The organism is Vibrio sp. MarTm2 (assembly GCF_027587055.1).
GTDB lineage: Bacteria > Pseudomonadota > Gammaproteobacteria > Enterobacterales > Vibrionaceae > Vibrio > Vibrio sinaloensis_D.
The window spans coordinates 36282-49812 of sequence record NZ_JAPPTK010000007.1 but is presented as its reverse complement, the minus strand read 5'-3'; the positions used below and the strand labels follow the sequence as shown (position 1 = coordinate 49812).

The 13531-nt window shown below is 46.9% G+C and carries 15 protein-coding genes; 7 read left to right on the top strand and 8 right to left on the bottom strand.

Going from position 1 to position 13531, the window contains the following annotated elements:
• The first annotated feature begins 28 nt into the window (after positions 1-28).
• The 3 genes from OH458_RS14280 to OH458_RS14270 all read left to right on the top strand — a co-directional run bounded on the left by OH458_RS14280 (position 29) and on the right by OH458_RS14270 (position 2628).
• On the top strand, positions 29-952 hold the full coding sequence (locus OH458_RS14280) for a DMT family transporter (protein ID WP_269978802.1): 924 nt from the start codon (positions 29-31) through the stop codon (positions 950-952).
• A 110-nt stretch (positions 953-1062) separates the two neighbouring features.
• On the top strand, positions 1063-1965 hold the full coding sequence (locus tag OH458_RS14275; protein WP_038136254.1) for a DMT family transporter: 903 nt from the start codon (positions 1063-1065) through the stop codon (positions 1963-1965).
• 39 nt (positions 1966-2004) lie between these two features.
• Complete coding sequence (locus tag OH458_RS14270; protein WP_269978801.1) at positions 2005-2628, top strand: glutaredoxin domain-containing protein; 624 nt, start codon at positions 2005-2007, stop codon at positions 2626-2628.
• Positions 2629-2710: 82 nt separating this feature from the next.
• On the opposite strand, the gene OH458_RS14265 is transcribed toward OH458_RS14270, so the two are convergent.
• The 3 genes from OH458_RS14265 to OH458_RS14255 all read right to left on the bottom strand — a co-directional run bounded on the left by OH458_RS14265 (position 2711) and on the right by OH458_RS14255 (position 4510).
• Positions 2711-2845 carry a hypothetical protein gene (locus OH458_RS14265; RefSeq protein ID WP_005469995.1) on the bottom strand — a complete coding sequence of 45 codons (135 nt, stop codon included), beginning with the start codon at positions 2843-2845 and terminating at the stop codon, positions 2711-2713.
• A gap of 69 nt (positions 2846-2914) precedes the next feature.
• A complete protein-coding gene (locus OH458_RS14260; RefSeq protein ID WP_038216806.1) occupies positions 2915-3268 on the bottom strand; it encodes a hypothetical protein in 354 nt (117 codons plus the stop codon).
• Between the two features lie 63 nt (positions 3269-3331).
• Entirely contained in the window at positions 3332-4510 is a 1179-nt protein-coding gene (locus OH458_RS14255; RefSeq protein WP_269978800.1) for a multidrug effflux MFS transporter, read from the bottom strand.
• A gap of 113 nt (positions 4511-4623) precedes the next feature.
• Here OH458_RS14255 and OH458_RS14250 point away from each other — a divergent pair, with 113 nt between their 5' ends.
• From OH458_RS14250 to OH458_RS14235, 4 genes are all read left to right on the top strand, one after another.
• On the top strand, positions 4624-5511 hold the full coding sequence (locus OH458_RS14250) for a LysR family transcriptional regulator (RefSeq protein WP_005469978.1): 888 nt from the start codon (positions 4624-4626) through the stop codon (positions 5509-5511).
• Between the two features lie 113 nt (positions 5512-5624).
• On the top strand, positions 5625-7466 hold the full coding sequence (locus OH458_RS14245) for a putative bifunctional diguanylate cyclase/phosphodiesterase (protein WP_269978799.1): 1842 nt from the start codon (positions 5625-5627) through the stop codon (positions 7464-7466).
• 108 nt (positions 7467-7574) lie between these two features.
• Positions 7575-7955 carry a hypothetical protein gene (locus OH458_RS14240; RefSeq protein ID WP_005470085.1) on the top strand — a complete coding sequence of 127 codons (381 nt, stop codon included), beginning with the start codon at positions 7575-7577 and terminating at the stop codon, positions 7953-7955.
• A 17-nt stretch (positions 7956-7972) separates the two neighbouring features.
• Complete coding sequence (locus tag OH458_RS14235) at positions 7973-9373, top strand: class II fumarate hydratase (protein ID WP_269978798.1); 1401 nt, start codon at positions 7973-7975, stop codon at positions 9371-9373.
• Between the two features lie 32 nt (positions 9374-9405).
• Here the strand turns inward: OH458_RS14235 and OH458_RS14230 are convergent, their stop codons facing one another.
• The 5 genes from OH458_RS14230 to nrdH all read right to left on the bottom strand — a co-directional run bounded on the left by OH458_RS14230 (position 9406) and on the right by nrdH (position 13497).
• Positions 9406-9555 carry a hypothetical protein gene (locus tag OH458_RS14230; RefSeq protein WP_269978797.1) on the bottom strand — a complete coding sequence of 50 codons (150 nt, stop codon included), beginning with the start codon at positions 9553-9555 and terminating at the stop codon, positions 9406-9408.
• Positions 9556-9765: 210 nt separating this feature from the next.
• Positions 9766-10737, bottom strand: coding sequence for a class 1b ribonucleoside-diphosphate reductase subunit beta (gene nrdF, locus OH458_RS14225; RefSeq protein ID WP_269978796.1), 972 nt, complete (start codon positions 10735-10737; stop codon positions 9766-9768).
• Positions 10738-10752: 15 nt separating this feature from the next.
• Positions 10753-12885 carry a class 1b ribonucleoside-diphosphate reductase subunit alpha gene (gene nrdE / locus OH458_RS14220; RefSeq protein WP_269978795.1) on the bottom strand — a complete coding sequence of 711 codons (2133 nt, stop codon included), beginning with the start codon at positions 12883-12885 and terminating at the stop codon, positions 10753-10755.
• Positions 12878-13276 (bottom strand): class Ib ribonucleoside-diphosphate reductase assembly flavoprotein NrdI, encoded by a 399-nt coding sequence (nrdI, locus tag OH458_RS14215; RefSeq protein ID WP_269978794.1) that lies wholly within the window; start codon positions 13274-13276, stop codon positions 12878-12880. Before nrdI ends, nrdE begins: the two co-directional genes overlap by 8 nt.
• Positions 13276-13497: a glutaredoxin-like protein NrdH gene (nrdH, locus tag OH458_RS14210; RefSeq protein WP_038136237.1), complete on the bottom strand. Its 222-nt coding sequence runs from the start codon at positions 13495-13497 to the stop codon at positions 13276-13278. Before nrdH ends, nrdI begins: the two co-directional genes overlap by 1 nt.
• Positions 13498-13531 lie beyond the last annotated feature (34 nt).

Below are 13531 nucleotides of genomic sequence, written 5' to 3'. Positions count from 1 at the left end.
TTATCTTCACTTTCAAGGATACGAGACTATGACCGAAGACTCTCAACCCATACCCTCAACCGTAGCATCTACAACGCAAATCGGCATCTTGCTGGCTCTGGCAGGGTGTATTCTCTTTTCACTGAAACCCGTTTTAATAAAAATTGCCTATCAAGCCGGCGGCGATGCAACCTCGATAATGGCGCTGCGTGCGTTTAGCTCTCTGCCTCTCTATATCGCGATGTTTTTTTACCTTTGTCGTCGCGCAGACAATCGAAACAAAGTCAGGAACCATGGGCTAAAAGCGGTGGTTATTGGAATCCTGGGTTACTACTGTGCCAGCTATCTTGATATTGCATCACTGGCTTTTATCTCGGCTCAACTTGAGCGTCTGCTGATATTTTTGTTCCCGACATTTGTGGTTCTGATCAGCTGGGCGCTCTACAAGCAAGTTCCGACCAAGCAGGTCATGTTATCGGCGCTGATTGGTTACTTAGGCATCGCCTTTATTTTTATCCATGACTTTCAGCTACTTGGCAAATCCATTGTTAAAGGCAGCCTGTTGGCTATGGCCTCCGCACTGGTGTTTGCGTTCTATTTGGTTTGGAGTAAACCACTCATCTCCCATCTTGGTAGTGCGCTATTTACCAGTATAGGGATGGGCAGTGCTGGGTGCGCCATCTTACTTCATCTGCTCAGCAGTGGTGCTCATATAACACAATGGAGCCAAGAGCTGATTGTTATTGGTGTGCTACTCGGTATTTTTTGTACCGTTCTGCCTTCTTATCTTATTGCCGCAGCCATGGCGCGACTCTCCCCTACACAACTGAGTTTAACGAGCAATATAGGTCCAGCGATTACGGCCATCGCCGCTGTGTTTCTCCTTGGCGAGACCTTTACGCTCTGGCACGCGATTGGAATGACGCTAGTCGTTTTCTCTGTAGTCACGATGAATCGGCGTAAACCCCAGTAAAATAAGGGATTAACCCTCGATAAATTTGAACATCAACAACGAGATAGAGTGGTGACGCAAGAGGGATAAACACGTATGATTCAGCAACCCTTTTTCATCTTTACAAGATTATGAATTCTAGAGCCCACCACCCTATTCAAGGCGCAAGCTGGATGCTGACAGCCGGTCTTGCTTTCGCCATCGTCAATAGCCTTGCGCAAGTCGCCAGTATCAACTTTGGCCTCTCGTCCACAACGGTGGCACTAATACAATATGCCATCGCTTTAGTGGTCATTCTTCCTTATCTAAAAACGCTTGGCATTAGACAATCGCTGAAAACACAACACCTTGGTCTGCATGTGTTTCGTGTGTTTCTCTCTGTTATCGGTATTCAGCTTTGGCTTTGGGCGTTAGCTTATCCGGTACCGATTTGGCAAGGCATTGCACTGCTCATGACATCGCCTCTGTTTGCGACGGTCGGCTCTGGGCTAATCTTAAAAGAAAAAGTGGGACTCGCTCGCTGGTTTGCCACCCTCACCGGATTTGTTGGCGCGATGATCATTCTAGAGCCATGGGCAGATAACTTTAACTGGGCATCCTTGCTGCCCGTTGGCGCCGCCTTCTTCTGGGCATGTTATTCATTGATGGTGAAGAAGCTTTCGTCAGATGACTCTCCTTCGACCATGGTGGTATACCTACTGGTTCTGATCACGCCCTTTAATATCTTGTTGGCACTACCCGATTGGCAAATGCCGACGGGTGGAACGATCTGGTTGGTGCTTCTTGCCGCTGGCGCCATGACGGCCTTAGCGCAATGGGCTATTGTTAAAGCATATTCCGTTGCTGACGCCTCTTTTGTGCAACCTTTTGACCACGCAAAACTGCCTCTGAACGTACTTGCTGGATGGATGGTGTTTGGCTGGGTACCACCAGGAAGGCTGTGGCTGGGAGCTGCAATCATTATCGCGTCAGTGGCATTCATCACCCAGTGGGAATCAAAAAAATCGCGCCAAGCTGAAATTAAATCCGCCTAGTTCCTTTCTATTAGGTAAAGGTTTACGGGAGAGAGTTCAATGACAAAGCCAATTAAAATTACACTGTATCGCTGGGGAGGCAGTTGGGGACCATTCAGTGTCAAGATTCCTTGCGGTGAATGTACTCTAACAAAAGACATCCTCAAAGATACGTTTGAAAACGAACTTGCTGACGTACCAATAGAGCTCGAAGTCAAAGATTGGCTCTCTCATTGGTGGGAACCATTGAAAGTTGGTGCTTGGCATGCCCCGATTCTGATGGTTGAAGGCAAAGTCATCAGCCAAGGCGAAGCGCTAAACCGCGGTGTATTAGTGCAATCTGTGATCAAAGAATGGACAACGCGCGATACCCTGAAAGGTAACATTGTCTATGGCAAAGCGACTTGCCCTTACTGTGTCAAAGCGAAGAAAATGCTCGACGATGCTGGCATTGAGTACCAATATCACGATGTCGTGAAAGAGAGTGCCGCTTTGTACCGAATGATTCCAGAGGTCAAAGCCATTATCGGTGAGAAAACCCCTGTAACTGTGCCACAAATCTGGATGGATGGTCACTATATGGGAGGCTCAGATAACCTTGCCGTTTGGTTGGATGAAAAAGGCTTGAGCAATGTACCTGATAACGTGGTGACTCTGGACGAGAATCAAAGCTCAGTCGGATAACTCTCAACGATGCCCAGAAAAGCAAAAGCCGGAAATCAGCGATGATTTCCGGCTTTTTTAAATTCCATTTCACTCAAAGCGTTTACTTGCTCATTTTCTTCATCATGCGTTTGATGAAAGAGGCTTTCTTCGCCTTAGGCTTTCCGTACAATGCTTCGTGCATTGCTTGCTTTGCGATCATTTGACCTAGATATGCATTGCCTAATTCGTGATTCATGTGTATCTCCTCGACAGTAAGGAGCGTGATTTTAATCACAATTAAAACAAAAACAAGATCTAAATCACATTATTTTGCGCGTTTTGGTTGGTGATACGTTTTGCCTGCCGCTTGGTAGGTCTCTTTGCGTTTCACTTCAAACATGACATCAAAGAACCAAGCAACGAACACAATGACATTATCGCCTTCGTTCATCACATGCTCGATAAACTCTTGCTCTTCACCTTGCTCATTTTCTTGGATGGTAACATGGTAAATTCGCTTCTCACCTTCCACTTCCGCCAAGGCAAACTGACCAACCAAAGATTGTGCCGCTTCCGCCACTTCAGGGTCGTCTGACGCTTTTAGTACTTCTAGCGCTTGGGGCAAATTCTCTTTTTCGCACAGGGCTTTCACCAACTGTTCAAACTCTTTGTGTTCCATGCTTTCTACCTATTTGGTGCATTTAATTTTGCTGCGCGCATTGTAACAGTCGTTTGTGCCCATTCAAGCAAACTCTTGCTTAATAATAGGTCGACGAAACGTCATGTAGGTCACGCTCGCCATGATGGTTGCGGCGATAATGTATCCCCACCCCAACGAAGTTTGGCCTTGAACCCAATGCTCAACAAGGTAGCCACCAAATAATCCTGCTAGACACATTTGAATAGAACCCGATAAAGCGGACACCGCTCCGGCTTGTTTTTTATGCGGCTCCAACAGCATGCTGATCGACAAAGGAAATGACATTCCCTGTGCAATCGTCAGCCAAGTGAACGCCCAAATCAGATTAAACAGCGTGGTTTGAGTGACCAACAACCAAACACCAGCCGACCCCATAATCGAAATGGATAAGACTAAAAGCTGTGCAGTAGATAGATAACGGTTGAGGAGATTGAGAGTTAAGCTACCCAACATCAACCCCGCAGAAGGGATGATCATTACAGAGCCATACTCTGCCGCCGTCAGTCCGATTTGATGTTGCAGCAAGAATGGCATCACCGAGAGCGACACAAGGCTAGTTAAGTAACTGATCCAGTTATAACTGGCGCTCGAGATAACTTGCCGGTTGCCAAGCAAACGCCCATAGTTTTTTACCACCTCGACTATGTTGAATCGATGCTTGCCGCTGTTGTTTGTCTCTGGCAGGACGAAATAACCCAAGGTAAAAATCGCCGCCAAGTAGATCAGCACAAACAAAAACACCGACTGCCACCCAAGATAAAAAGCCATCCACCCGCCAAACACTGGCGCAACAATAGGCATGATTGAAGCCGTCACCGAGATGTAAGAGAGCGCCTTGGTCAATTGTGGGCCGTCGTAGCTATCTCTAAGCACACTCCGCCCAAGAACAGATGCGCTTCCCGCACCTAGACCTTGCAGTAAACGCCCGAGAATCAAGGTTGAAAGGTCACTCGAAAATGCAACGCAGATCACCGTCCCCAGCAAATACACGCCCTGGCCCAACAAAAACACAGGGCGTCGCCCGATGGAATCAGACAAAGGTCCATAAAACAGCTGGGAAGCGCCAAATCCGACTAAGAAAAGGGTCACTAACAATTGAACATCGGCATGGCTGGCAGCCAAGTCTTGGCTAATTAGGGGTAAAGACGGCAGATAAATACTGACACCAACTTGACCCGTCGCAATGATCATCATTGCCAACAAAATAGGTGTTTTCCTCATTCTCCCCCCTTAGTTGCACCGATTTCATTTCAGTGTAAATTAGGTACTGGATAAAGATAATACACTTCGTTGGAAACTGATTAGTTCCAAACAAGAATCAATAAGGCAATAGTATGGATTGGATTCAAAGCGTTCACAGTTATATTCGTGTGGTTGATGAAGGGAGCTTCAATGGCGCAGCACGGAAAATGAACACCACCAGCTCTGCTATTTCCAAACGAGTCCACTGGTTAGAAGAACGAATTGGCGTACAACTCTTAAAGCGCACCACACGGACAGTAACACAGACCGAGGCCGGGGCTCTTTTTTACGAACGAGCCAAAATGCAACTCGAGGAGTGGCAATCCATTGTCGATGAGACTCGCTCGGTGAGCCAAAGTCCTGCAGGGTTACTAAAAATTGGTGCCACGCTAGCGGTAGGATCGAAATTTCTCGTCCAATACTTGAATGATTTTCTTCGCATGTATCCCGATATTCGCATTCAGCTGATCACCACGACACCAGGGCAACTGCCAGAGCTGAGTTTGGATCTTTTTATCAGTCGCGAGTTGGAGCAACTCAACTCACTTAGCTTCAAAGCCACACCACTCTTCGAGCATAAAGCGGGCTTTTATGCCTCACCAAGCTATATAGAGACTCACGGAGAACCGAAAACAATCGAAGAATTGACCTCACACAATGCCCTGATATGGGGGGAGAGACCGCAAAGAGAGATCACGCTAACGCAGGGAAAACGCATCATGCTGTCTGGCAATTTTGCAACAACCAACCCAGAGGCAATGTTCTATGCGGCGAAAAACAGCATGGGTATCTTGGTCACAAACGATGTGATGATCAAAGACGATCTCAATAACGGTACGCTTCGACGCATCTTACCGAACATCACGGCAGATGAAGCGACCGTGTACGCCTATTACCCTAAATTGGACTACCAGCACACGCGCACCAAACTGTTTTTGGACTATTTAAAAGAGCGCCTAGCTAAAGAACGATCGGACTAAAGTCGAAGGGATAAATAGACAATCTCACTTGCGATAATATGCGACCTATACCATATTTAATGTGAACCAATACTAACAACATGTGATTCAAATCACTCAATATGGGTTCTATTATGGCTAGGAATACAATGCTCGCTTCGTCTATTGATTTGGATGTAATCAACAAAACATTGAGTTTAGATGGCGCGGAACTGCTCAACAATGTAACCCTCGTGTTGCATCAGAATTATTCAAGTTTCTGCACATGCTTGATAGAGGTTGATCGCTTCAAAACCAAAGCAACCACCTTGTCTTTCGCGTGCGAGAATCAGTTGCAGCCCCCTTTCGCCTATGCGTTAGCGGCAACACCCTGTGCAACGGTCACCAACACAGATCTTGACCATGTCCTGTATGAAAACGAAGTTGTAAAACGCTTCCCTCACGATGTGTACCTCAAAGAAAATGGCATCAAGTCCTATTTAGGCGTACCACTTCGTTCAGAAACGGGCGAAGTGTTGGGTGTGCTTCTCTCCAGTTTCACCCGAGAGTTACACGATGTCGAAGAGATGATTTATCACCACAAACTGTTCTCCCATGTTGTGGTTCACAGCCTACGTGCTAAATGGCTTTCAGCTCGCTCAGACAGCTTGGTCAACCAACTGAGTTTCGAGGTTTCTCACGACAATTTGACTGGCCTACTCAATCGAAGCTTTTTGGCTGATAAGCTGGAACGGTTAACCGAAATCGGGACAACTCCATTTACACTCGCCTATATCGATATCGATAACTTCAAGTCAATCAATGATCTGTATGGCAATTACATTGGCGACCAGATAATCAAGTTCGTCGCCAAGACGATTGAAGAAACAGTCCACGACAAAAAGCTGGCCTTTCGTATCGCGGGGGATGAGTTCGCGTTTATTTCACTGTCTGGCGACCCATTTGAAGTGTGCAATCGCATCATCGATAGACTTGAACAAGGGTATCAAGACCCAGCGCACACCATTCGAGTGAAAGTCAGCATCGGCTTAGCGCGCTACAGTGCTCATAGCTTAAATGCGGATCAAATCATGTTAAATGCCAGTCTCGCGTTGAAAGAAGGTAAGCAGTCTCGACACCTATCTATTCAATGCTATGACACCCATTTGAGCGCGCAATACTATCGAAGAGCAATGATCATTGATGCGTTAAGAAACGAATTGGACCCCACGACCAGAGAAAACGAGATCTACGTGGTGACTCAGCCAATTGTCAGTCGGCACTCTGAACAATGGAACTACTTCGAAGTGCTTGCTCGTTGGAATAGCCAAGCGCTTGGTGCTATTTCTCCCTTGGAATTTATCGAAGCTGCGGAGCAATCAGGACTGATCATTGAGCTTGGTGAGCGAATTGTAGAATTGGCCTGCGCCGCTAAACAGAAACTTGAAAAAGGATTGGGACATAAAGTAAAGCTCGCGCTGAACTGCTCTGCCTACGAAATAACCAATGCCAAACGGTATTTAGAACACTTGCTAGAAACCATTGAGCATTACGGATTTAAACCGGAAGAGTTCACCATCGAGCTCACTGAAACCGTGCTCCTTTCACGTACCAAGGAAGTGAAAATTATCTTAGATAAACTCAGATTGCTTGGTTTTACCGTGGCTCTCGATGACTTTGGTACTGGCTATTCGAGTTTAAACTACATTCACAGCTACCCAATAGACTGCATCAAGATCGACGCGACGTTTATTCGCAATATGTTAACCAACGAGACCTCTGAAAGTGTGGTTTGGCTGATCATCCAGCTAGCGAACAGACTTCAAGTGAGCTTAGTCGCGGAAGGGGTTGAAGACCGACAAGCGCTCGACAAGCTGTACGCGATGGGATGTGAACAAATTCAGGGCTACTATTTTGCTCGCCCTGTACTTCCTGAAGAAATCATTGAAATGCAGTCTGCACTTTTGGATAAACAGCAGCATGTTTCTAATGGCTAGCTTCCCCCCTTCGCTAGCCAGTTTTCTTTTTCCATACCGAAAGCAGGGTTGATAAAAAGATCTTATTTGATAATAATTATCATTAAGATTAAAAAGTCGAGGCGAATCATGCATTGCCAGCAACCCTTGTATTTGTGTTTCTTTAAAGCACAGGACCGCTTTAACAATAAACTCACGTCTGGTGGTTTTGAACCCGACGTTATTCAAGACTACATCCACAGCGCAATGAACCTGTCGTCGTTTTATGAACCCGGAGCGACTAACGAAAACACGCTACTGTGTGAGCTCTTCCTAAGACGGCTCTATTTTGACTTGTTGGACGCCATCCAAGACCCAATTCGCAGCCGAATATTTCGTCGTGTCTGCCTCGACTCCATTCACACGCCACTACTCTGTCTCAAGCGGTTTTACTACCACTGGGATGACGGTGATATTCGATTTCTTCAATTACAACAACAATTACAGCGCATTCAAGCGCCTTTAGACTGATAACGTAAGGAATAAACATGACTCAACCTTCAAGCTCGCCTACATTTCGTGTCGAAAAAGACAGCATGGGAGAGGTTCAAGTACCTGAAAATGCTCTGTACCAAGCTCAAACTCAACGTGCCGTCGACAATTTCCATTTTAGTCGCCACAAGATGCCGGTCGCTTTCATCCAAGCGCTCGCTTATGTAAAGCAAACCGCAGCACTCACTAATGCACAACTTGGTTTACTTGAAGGTGATATTGCCAATGCTATTGCGGACGCCGCTCAGCCAATCATCGACGGAGAGCACTTAGAACACTTTCCAATCGATGTTTTCCAAACTGGCTCAGGCACCAGTTCAAACATGAATGCGAATGAAGTGATTGCTACGTTAGCAAGCGATGTTCTTGGTGCAGACGTGAGCCCTAATGACCACGTGAACATGGGCCAAAGTAGTAACGACGTTGTACCAACCGCCATCCAAGTCAGCAGCGCAATTTCAATTGAGAAACAGCTTCTTCCTGCTCTTGATCATCTGATTAACGCACTTAAAGCAAAACGAGAAGAAGTGGGACAAGTGGTTAAAACAGGACGTACTCACTTAATGGATGCGATGCCAGTTACATTCGATCAAGAGCTGGGTGGTTGGCAATACCAAATCGAGCAAGCTCGCACCGGCATTGTTCACAGCTTGACGGCGGTTAAAGCGTTGGCTCAAGGCGGGACAGCGGTAGGGACAGGCATCAATGCCGATCCTAGATTCGCTGCTGCATTTGCTGACAACCTATCGCAAGCGACCCGTATTCAGTTCACTGCCAGCAGTAACTTCTTCTACAACCTAAGCTCGCAAGATGCGATTGTTGCGCTGTCAGGACAACTGAAAACAGCCGCCGTCGTCACCATGAAAATCGCGAATGATCTCCGCTGGATGAATTCTGGTCCTCTTGCTGGTCTTGGCGAAATCGAATTGCAAGGCCTTCAACCGGGTTCTTCAATCATGCCAGGTAAAGTGAACCCTGTGATTCCAGAAGCGGCTGCTATGGCGTCTGCGCAAGTGATTGGTAACGATGCCACCATTACCCTTGCTGGCCAATCGGGCAACTTCCAACTCAATGTCATGCTACCGGTTATTGCTCACAACGTCATTGAGAGTATTGAACTGCTGTCTAACTCAGCGATTGCACTAGCAGACAAAGCCATCGCAACCTTCAACGTGCGCGAAGACAACTTGCAAGTTGCGCTGTCACGTAATCCAATTTTGGTCACCGCGCTCAACCCTGTAATTGGTTATCTCAAAGCGGCGGATATTGCGAAGAAAGCCTATAAACAGGGCCGAGCCATAATTGACGTGGCAGAAGAAGAGACCGATCTGGATAGAGCGACATTAGAACGTTTACTCAATCCAACTCAGCTAACAAAAGGTGGGCTTGCGCAGTAAAAAGCACACATCCTTGTGCAGTGTGCTCTGGTTTAAATCCAAGCCAGGGCAATAAGCAAAGCAGGCACAGCAATCACTGCGGCCATTTTTGCCAGCGACATCAGTTCGCGGAGTGCAACATCACGCTTTCTAGACGTCATGTGCTCCGCGGAATGCGCCGCTACAGCTTGTGTGGCGTTCATCGGTATTTCCTTAAAATACAGATTGAATCAAGGAGCGGCGATTCTACGTAAATGCCCTTCGTGGTGCAATGGCACTAACCTATTCTTACTCTCCCTTTAACCATCAACGCATCGTTTACCATTTAACTAAGTAATAAAGCGACACTCGGAACTGATAAAGCTTGCTCCGAGTGCCCTTCCCCTTTGCTTTAGCCGAAAAGTTGGCTTGGGCTAAAAATCCCAGTCTTCATCTTCGGTGGCAACCGCTTTACCAATGACATAAGACGAGCCAGAACCCGAAAAGAAATCGTGGTTCTCATCGGCATTTGGCGACAACGCCGCCATAATGGCTGGGTTAACCTGACACAACTCATCAGGAAACAGAGGTTCGAATCCAAGATTCATCAGCGCTTTATTCGCGTTGTAGTGTAGGAAGTGCTTCACGTCCTCCGTAAGACCCACTTGGTCGTACAACGATTCTGTGTATTGGCTTTCAATTTCATACAAAGAGAACATCAGCGAGTAAGCCTCATCCTTAACCTTAGCTTGCTCTTGTTGTGACAGTTCGTTAAACGCCAGCTGGAACTTATAGCCAATGTAGTAGCCATGAATCGCTTCGTCTCGAATGATCAGTCGAATCAAGTCTGCGGTGTTGGTCAGCTTTGCTCGACTAGACCAGTGCATTGGCAGGTAAAAACCGGAATAGAACAAAAAGCTTTCAAGGAAAACACTGGCCACTTTTTTCTTGAGCGGGTCGTCTTGCGCTAGGTAATCTTCCAGTACTAACTGAGCTTTCTTTTGTAGCAGCGGATTCTCTTCAGCCCAGCGAAACGCTTCATCAATTTGTGGCGTAGTGCACAAGGTCGAGAAAACAGACGAATAACTGCGAGCGTGTACCGCTTCCATGAAAGCGATGTTGGTCAACACGGCTTCTTCATGGGGAGTGCGAGCATCAGCCATTAAGGCAGGCGCGCCAACGGTATTTTGAATCGTATCAAGCAGAGTCAAACCAGTAAAAACTCGTATCGTCAGGGTTTGCTCTTCTTGCGTCAGTTGCTTCCAAGTTTGAATGTCATTGGACAATGGCACCTTCTCGGGCAACCAAAAATTCACCGTTAAGCGGTTCCAAATCTCAAGATCTTTGTCATCTTGCATTCGGTTCCAGTTAATCGCTCGAACAGGTTCAATGTGTAGGTGACTCATAGTGGGGTTCCTTGTTTACAACGAGCAAGAGACGCAGCCTTCAACTTGCGTACCTTCAAGGGCTTTTTGGCGCATGCGAATGTAATAGAGCGTTTTGATCTTCTTTTTCCATGCATAGATTTGGGCTTTGTTGATATCACGAGTGGTCACTTCATCACTAAAGAACAGTGTTAGGGATAAACCTTGGTCGACGTGCTCTGTCGCTGCTGCATAGACGTCAATAATGGCTTTAGGACCAATCTCATAGGCATCTTTGAAGTACTCGAGATTGTCATTACTCAGGTATGGCGCAGGGAAATAAACCCGCCCTATCTTGCCCTCTTTACGAATTTCGACTTTTGCGGTGACGGGGTGGATCGAAGCCGTTGCGTCATTGATGTAACTGATCGAGCCCGTCGGTGGAATCGCTTGTAGGTTGCGGTTGTACAAGCCAGACTCCATCACCTTAGACTGAAGCTGCTGCCAATCATCAATCGACGGCACCCGCATATCCAACCGTTCAAACAGTGCCGCTACAATCTCCGTACGAGGCGAGTAGTCTTGCTGCAAGTATTTGGTGAAGAACTCGCCAGTGGCGTACTTGGAGTGTTCGAAACCAACAAAGACTTGCTGCTTCTCCTGAGCTAATTTGTTTGAAGCGGTTAAGCAGTGGAATAGAGTCGTGGCAAAGTAAGCTCGAGTAAAATCGACGGCCTCATCGCTGTCATAGTGAATTTGCTCGCGAGCTAAAAATCCGTGCAGGTTCATCTGGCCTAAACCAATGGCGTGGCTTTCATCATTGCCTCTACGTATCGACGGTACGCTGTCTATTGCACTCATTTCAGACACGGCGTTGAGTGCGCGAATCGACACCTCGACAGTATGGGCTAAATGACCACCATCTAGCGCTTTGGCAATGTTGACTGACCCTAAGTTGCACGAGATATCACGCCCAAGGTGGGCATAGCTCAAGTCGTCATTAAAGTGAGAGGCATCATTAACCTGCAAAATCTCGGAGCAAAGATTTGACATGTTAATTCTTCCCTTTATTGGGTTGGCTGCATTCACCGTATCCTCAAACATAAGGTAAGGATAACCAGACTCAAACTGAATCTCTGCAAGGGTTTGAAACAATCCACGCGCCGAAATCTTACTCTTTCGAATACGCGGGTCATCGACCATTTCGTGATACTTCTCGCTCACGCTGATTTCAGAGAAAGGCACACCGTAGACCCGCTCCACATCATGGGGTGAGAACAAATACATGTCTTTGTTCTGCTTGGCGAGCTCTAACGTAATATCGGGAATCACAACACCCAAGCTCAAGGTTTTGATGCGGATTTTCTCATCGGCGTTTTCCCGCTTGGTATCAAGAAACTGCATAATGTCCGGATGATGCACGTTCAAATACACTGCGCCAGCCCCCTGACGGGCACCTAGCTGATTTGCATAAGAAAAGCTGTCTTCAAGCAACTTCATGACAGGCACAACACCCGAACTTTGGTTGAGTATCCCTTTAATCGGCGCGCCTTGTTCACGCAGGTTACTTAAAAGAAGAGCAACCCCACCCCCTCGACGAGAGAGCTGCAGCGATGAGTTAATCGCTCGACCGATACTCTCCATGTTGTCTTCAATGCGCAGCAAAAAGCACGAGATCAGTTCTCCGCGACTCTTCTTCCCCGAGTTGATAAATGTTGGCGTGGCAGGCTGAAAACGTTGAGAAATGATCTCTTGCATAAGATCCAGCGCAAACGCTTTGTCACCGCGCGCAAGGGTTAATGCCGTCATCACAACGCGGTCTTCGAAGCGCTCTAAATAGCGCTTTCCATCGCGGGTTTTCAGTGCATAAGAGGTAAAAAACTTGTACGCACCAAGAAAGGTTCTAAAGCGGAATTTGACTTGATAAGCTCGATCCCAAATCAGATGAAGAAACTCTCTACCATATTGTTCTAAAACTTCTTTTTCGTAATATCCTTCGTTTACCAAGTAATCGAGTTTTTCCGCCAAATTGTGGAAGAAAACCGTATTCTGATTAACGTGCTGTAAGAAGAATTGGCGCGCGGCTTGTCGGTCAGCATCTAGCTGGATACTCCCCTTTTCATCAAGCAAGTTAAGCATGGCATTGAGCGCATGGTAATCGAGCGGCTCGGTGTTAAATTGGTTATCCATGGTGTTTCCAAAATTGTTCGAGTCCCTGCTGCACGGCTTGAACATCGTGCTGGGTTCCTGAAAGTTCGAAGCGATAAAGCACAGGGACCTGGCATTTATGCGCAATAATGTTTCCAGCTTGGGCGAACAGTTCACCAAAGTTACGATTTCCCGAGGCGATCACCCCTTTGAGGTGCGCGCGGTTTTCTGCATGGTTGAGAACTTTGATCACTGATTTCGGTACCGCGCCGCGCCCTTCTCCATCCGCATAAGTTGGACAAACTAAAACATAAGGCTGCTCTAGAATCGGCATAGGCTCGTCGGCGTTGATCGGAAGTCGAATTGAATCTACCTCCAATCTTTCCACGAACCGCTGAGTGTTTCCCGACGCACTGGAGTAATAAACAATCATTAGGCGAGTTGACTGATCATATCTGGACGAAAACCGGACCAATGTTTCGCTCCCGCCACAACAACGGGCGCTTGCCGATAACCCATCGACTGAACAGATTGCATCGCCGAGTTATCGAGCGTCAGATCAATCACTTTGTGTGCGATGCCTTTGGCTTTAAGTGCTTTTACTGTCGCGGTGCACTGAACGCATTGGGGCTTGGAATATACGACGATGTCCATGAATAAATACCTCTTAGATCAAAAATGTAATGAT

Coding starts and splice junctions, on each gene's coding strand:
- OH458_RS14280 (WP_269978802.1), top strand. CDS start 29: ATGACCGAAGACTCTCAACCCATACCCTCAACCGTAGCATCTACAACG.
- OH458_RS14275 (WP_038136254.1), top strand. CDS start 1,063: ATGAATTCTAGAGCCCACCACCCTATTCAAGGCGCAAGCTGGATGCTG.
- OH458_RS14270 (WP_269978801.1), top strand. CDS start 2,005: ATGACAAAGCCAATTAAAATTACACTGTATCGCTGGGGAGGCAGTTGG.
- OH458_RS14265 (WP_005469995.1), bottom strand. CDS start 2,845: ATGAATCACGAATTAGGCAATGCATATCTAGGTCAAATGATCGCAAAG.
- OH458_RS14260 (WP_038216806.1), bottom strand. CDS start 3,268: ATGGAACACAAAGAGTTTGAACAGTTGGTGAAAGCCCTGTGCGAAAAA.
- OH458_RS14255 (WP_269978800.1), bottom strand. CDS start 4,510: ATGAGGAAAACACCTATTTTGTTGGCAATGATGATCATTGCGACGGGT.
- OH458_RS14250 (WP_005469978.1), top strand. CDS start 4,624: ATGGATTGGATTCAAAGCGTTCACAGTTATATTCGTGTGGTTGATGAA.
- OH458_RS14245 (WP_269978799.1), top strand. CDS start 5,625: ATGGCTAGGAATACAATGCTCGCTTCGTCTATTGATTTGGATGTAATC.
- OH458_RS14240 (WP_005470085.1), top strand. CDS start 7,575: ATGCATTGCCAGCAACCCTTGTATTTGTGTTTCTTTAAAGCACAGGAC.
- OH458_RS14235 (WP_269978798.1), top strand. CDS start 7,973: ATGACTCAACCTTCAAGCTCGCCTACATTTCGTGTCGAAAAAGACAGC.
- OH458_RS14230 (WP_269978797.1), bottom strand. CDS start 9,555: ATGAACGCCACACAAGCTGTAGCGGCGCATTCCGCGGAGCACATGACG.
- nrdF (WP_269978796.1), bottom strand. CDS start 10,737: ATGAGTCACCTACACATTGAACCTGTTCGAGCGATTAACTGGAACCGA.
- nrdE (WP_269978795.1), bottom strand. CDS start 12,885: ATGGATAACCAATTTAACACCGAGCCGCTCGATTACCATGCGCTCAAT.
- nrdI (WP_269978794.1), bottom strand. CDS start 13,276: ATGATTGTTTATTACTCCAGTGCGTCGGGAAACACTCAGCGGTTCGTG.
- nrdH (WP_038136237.1), bottom strand. CDS start 13,497: ATGGACATCGTCGTATATTCCAAGCCCCAATGCGTTCAGTGCACCGCG.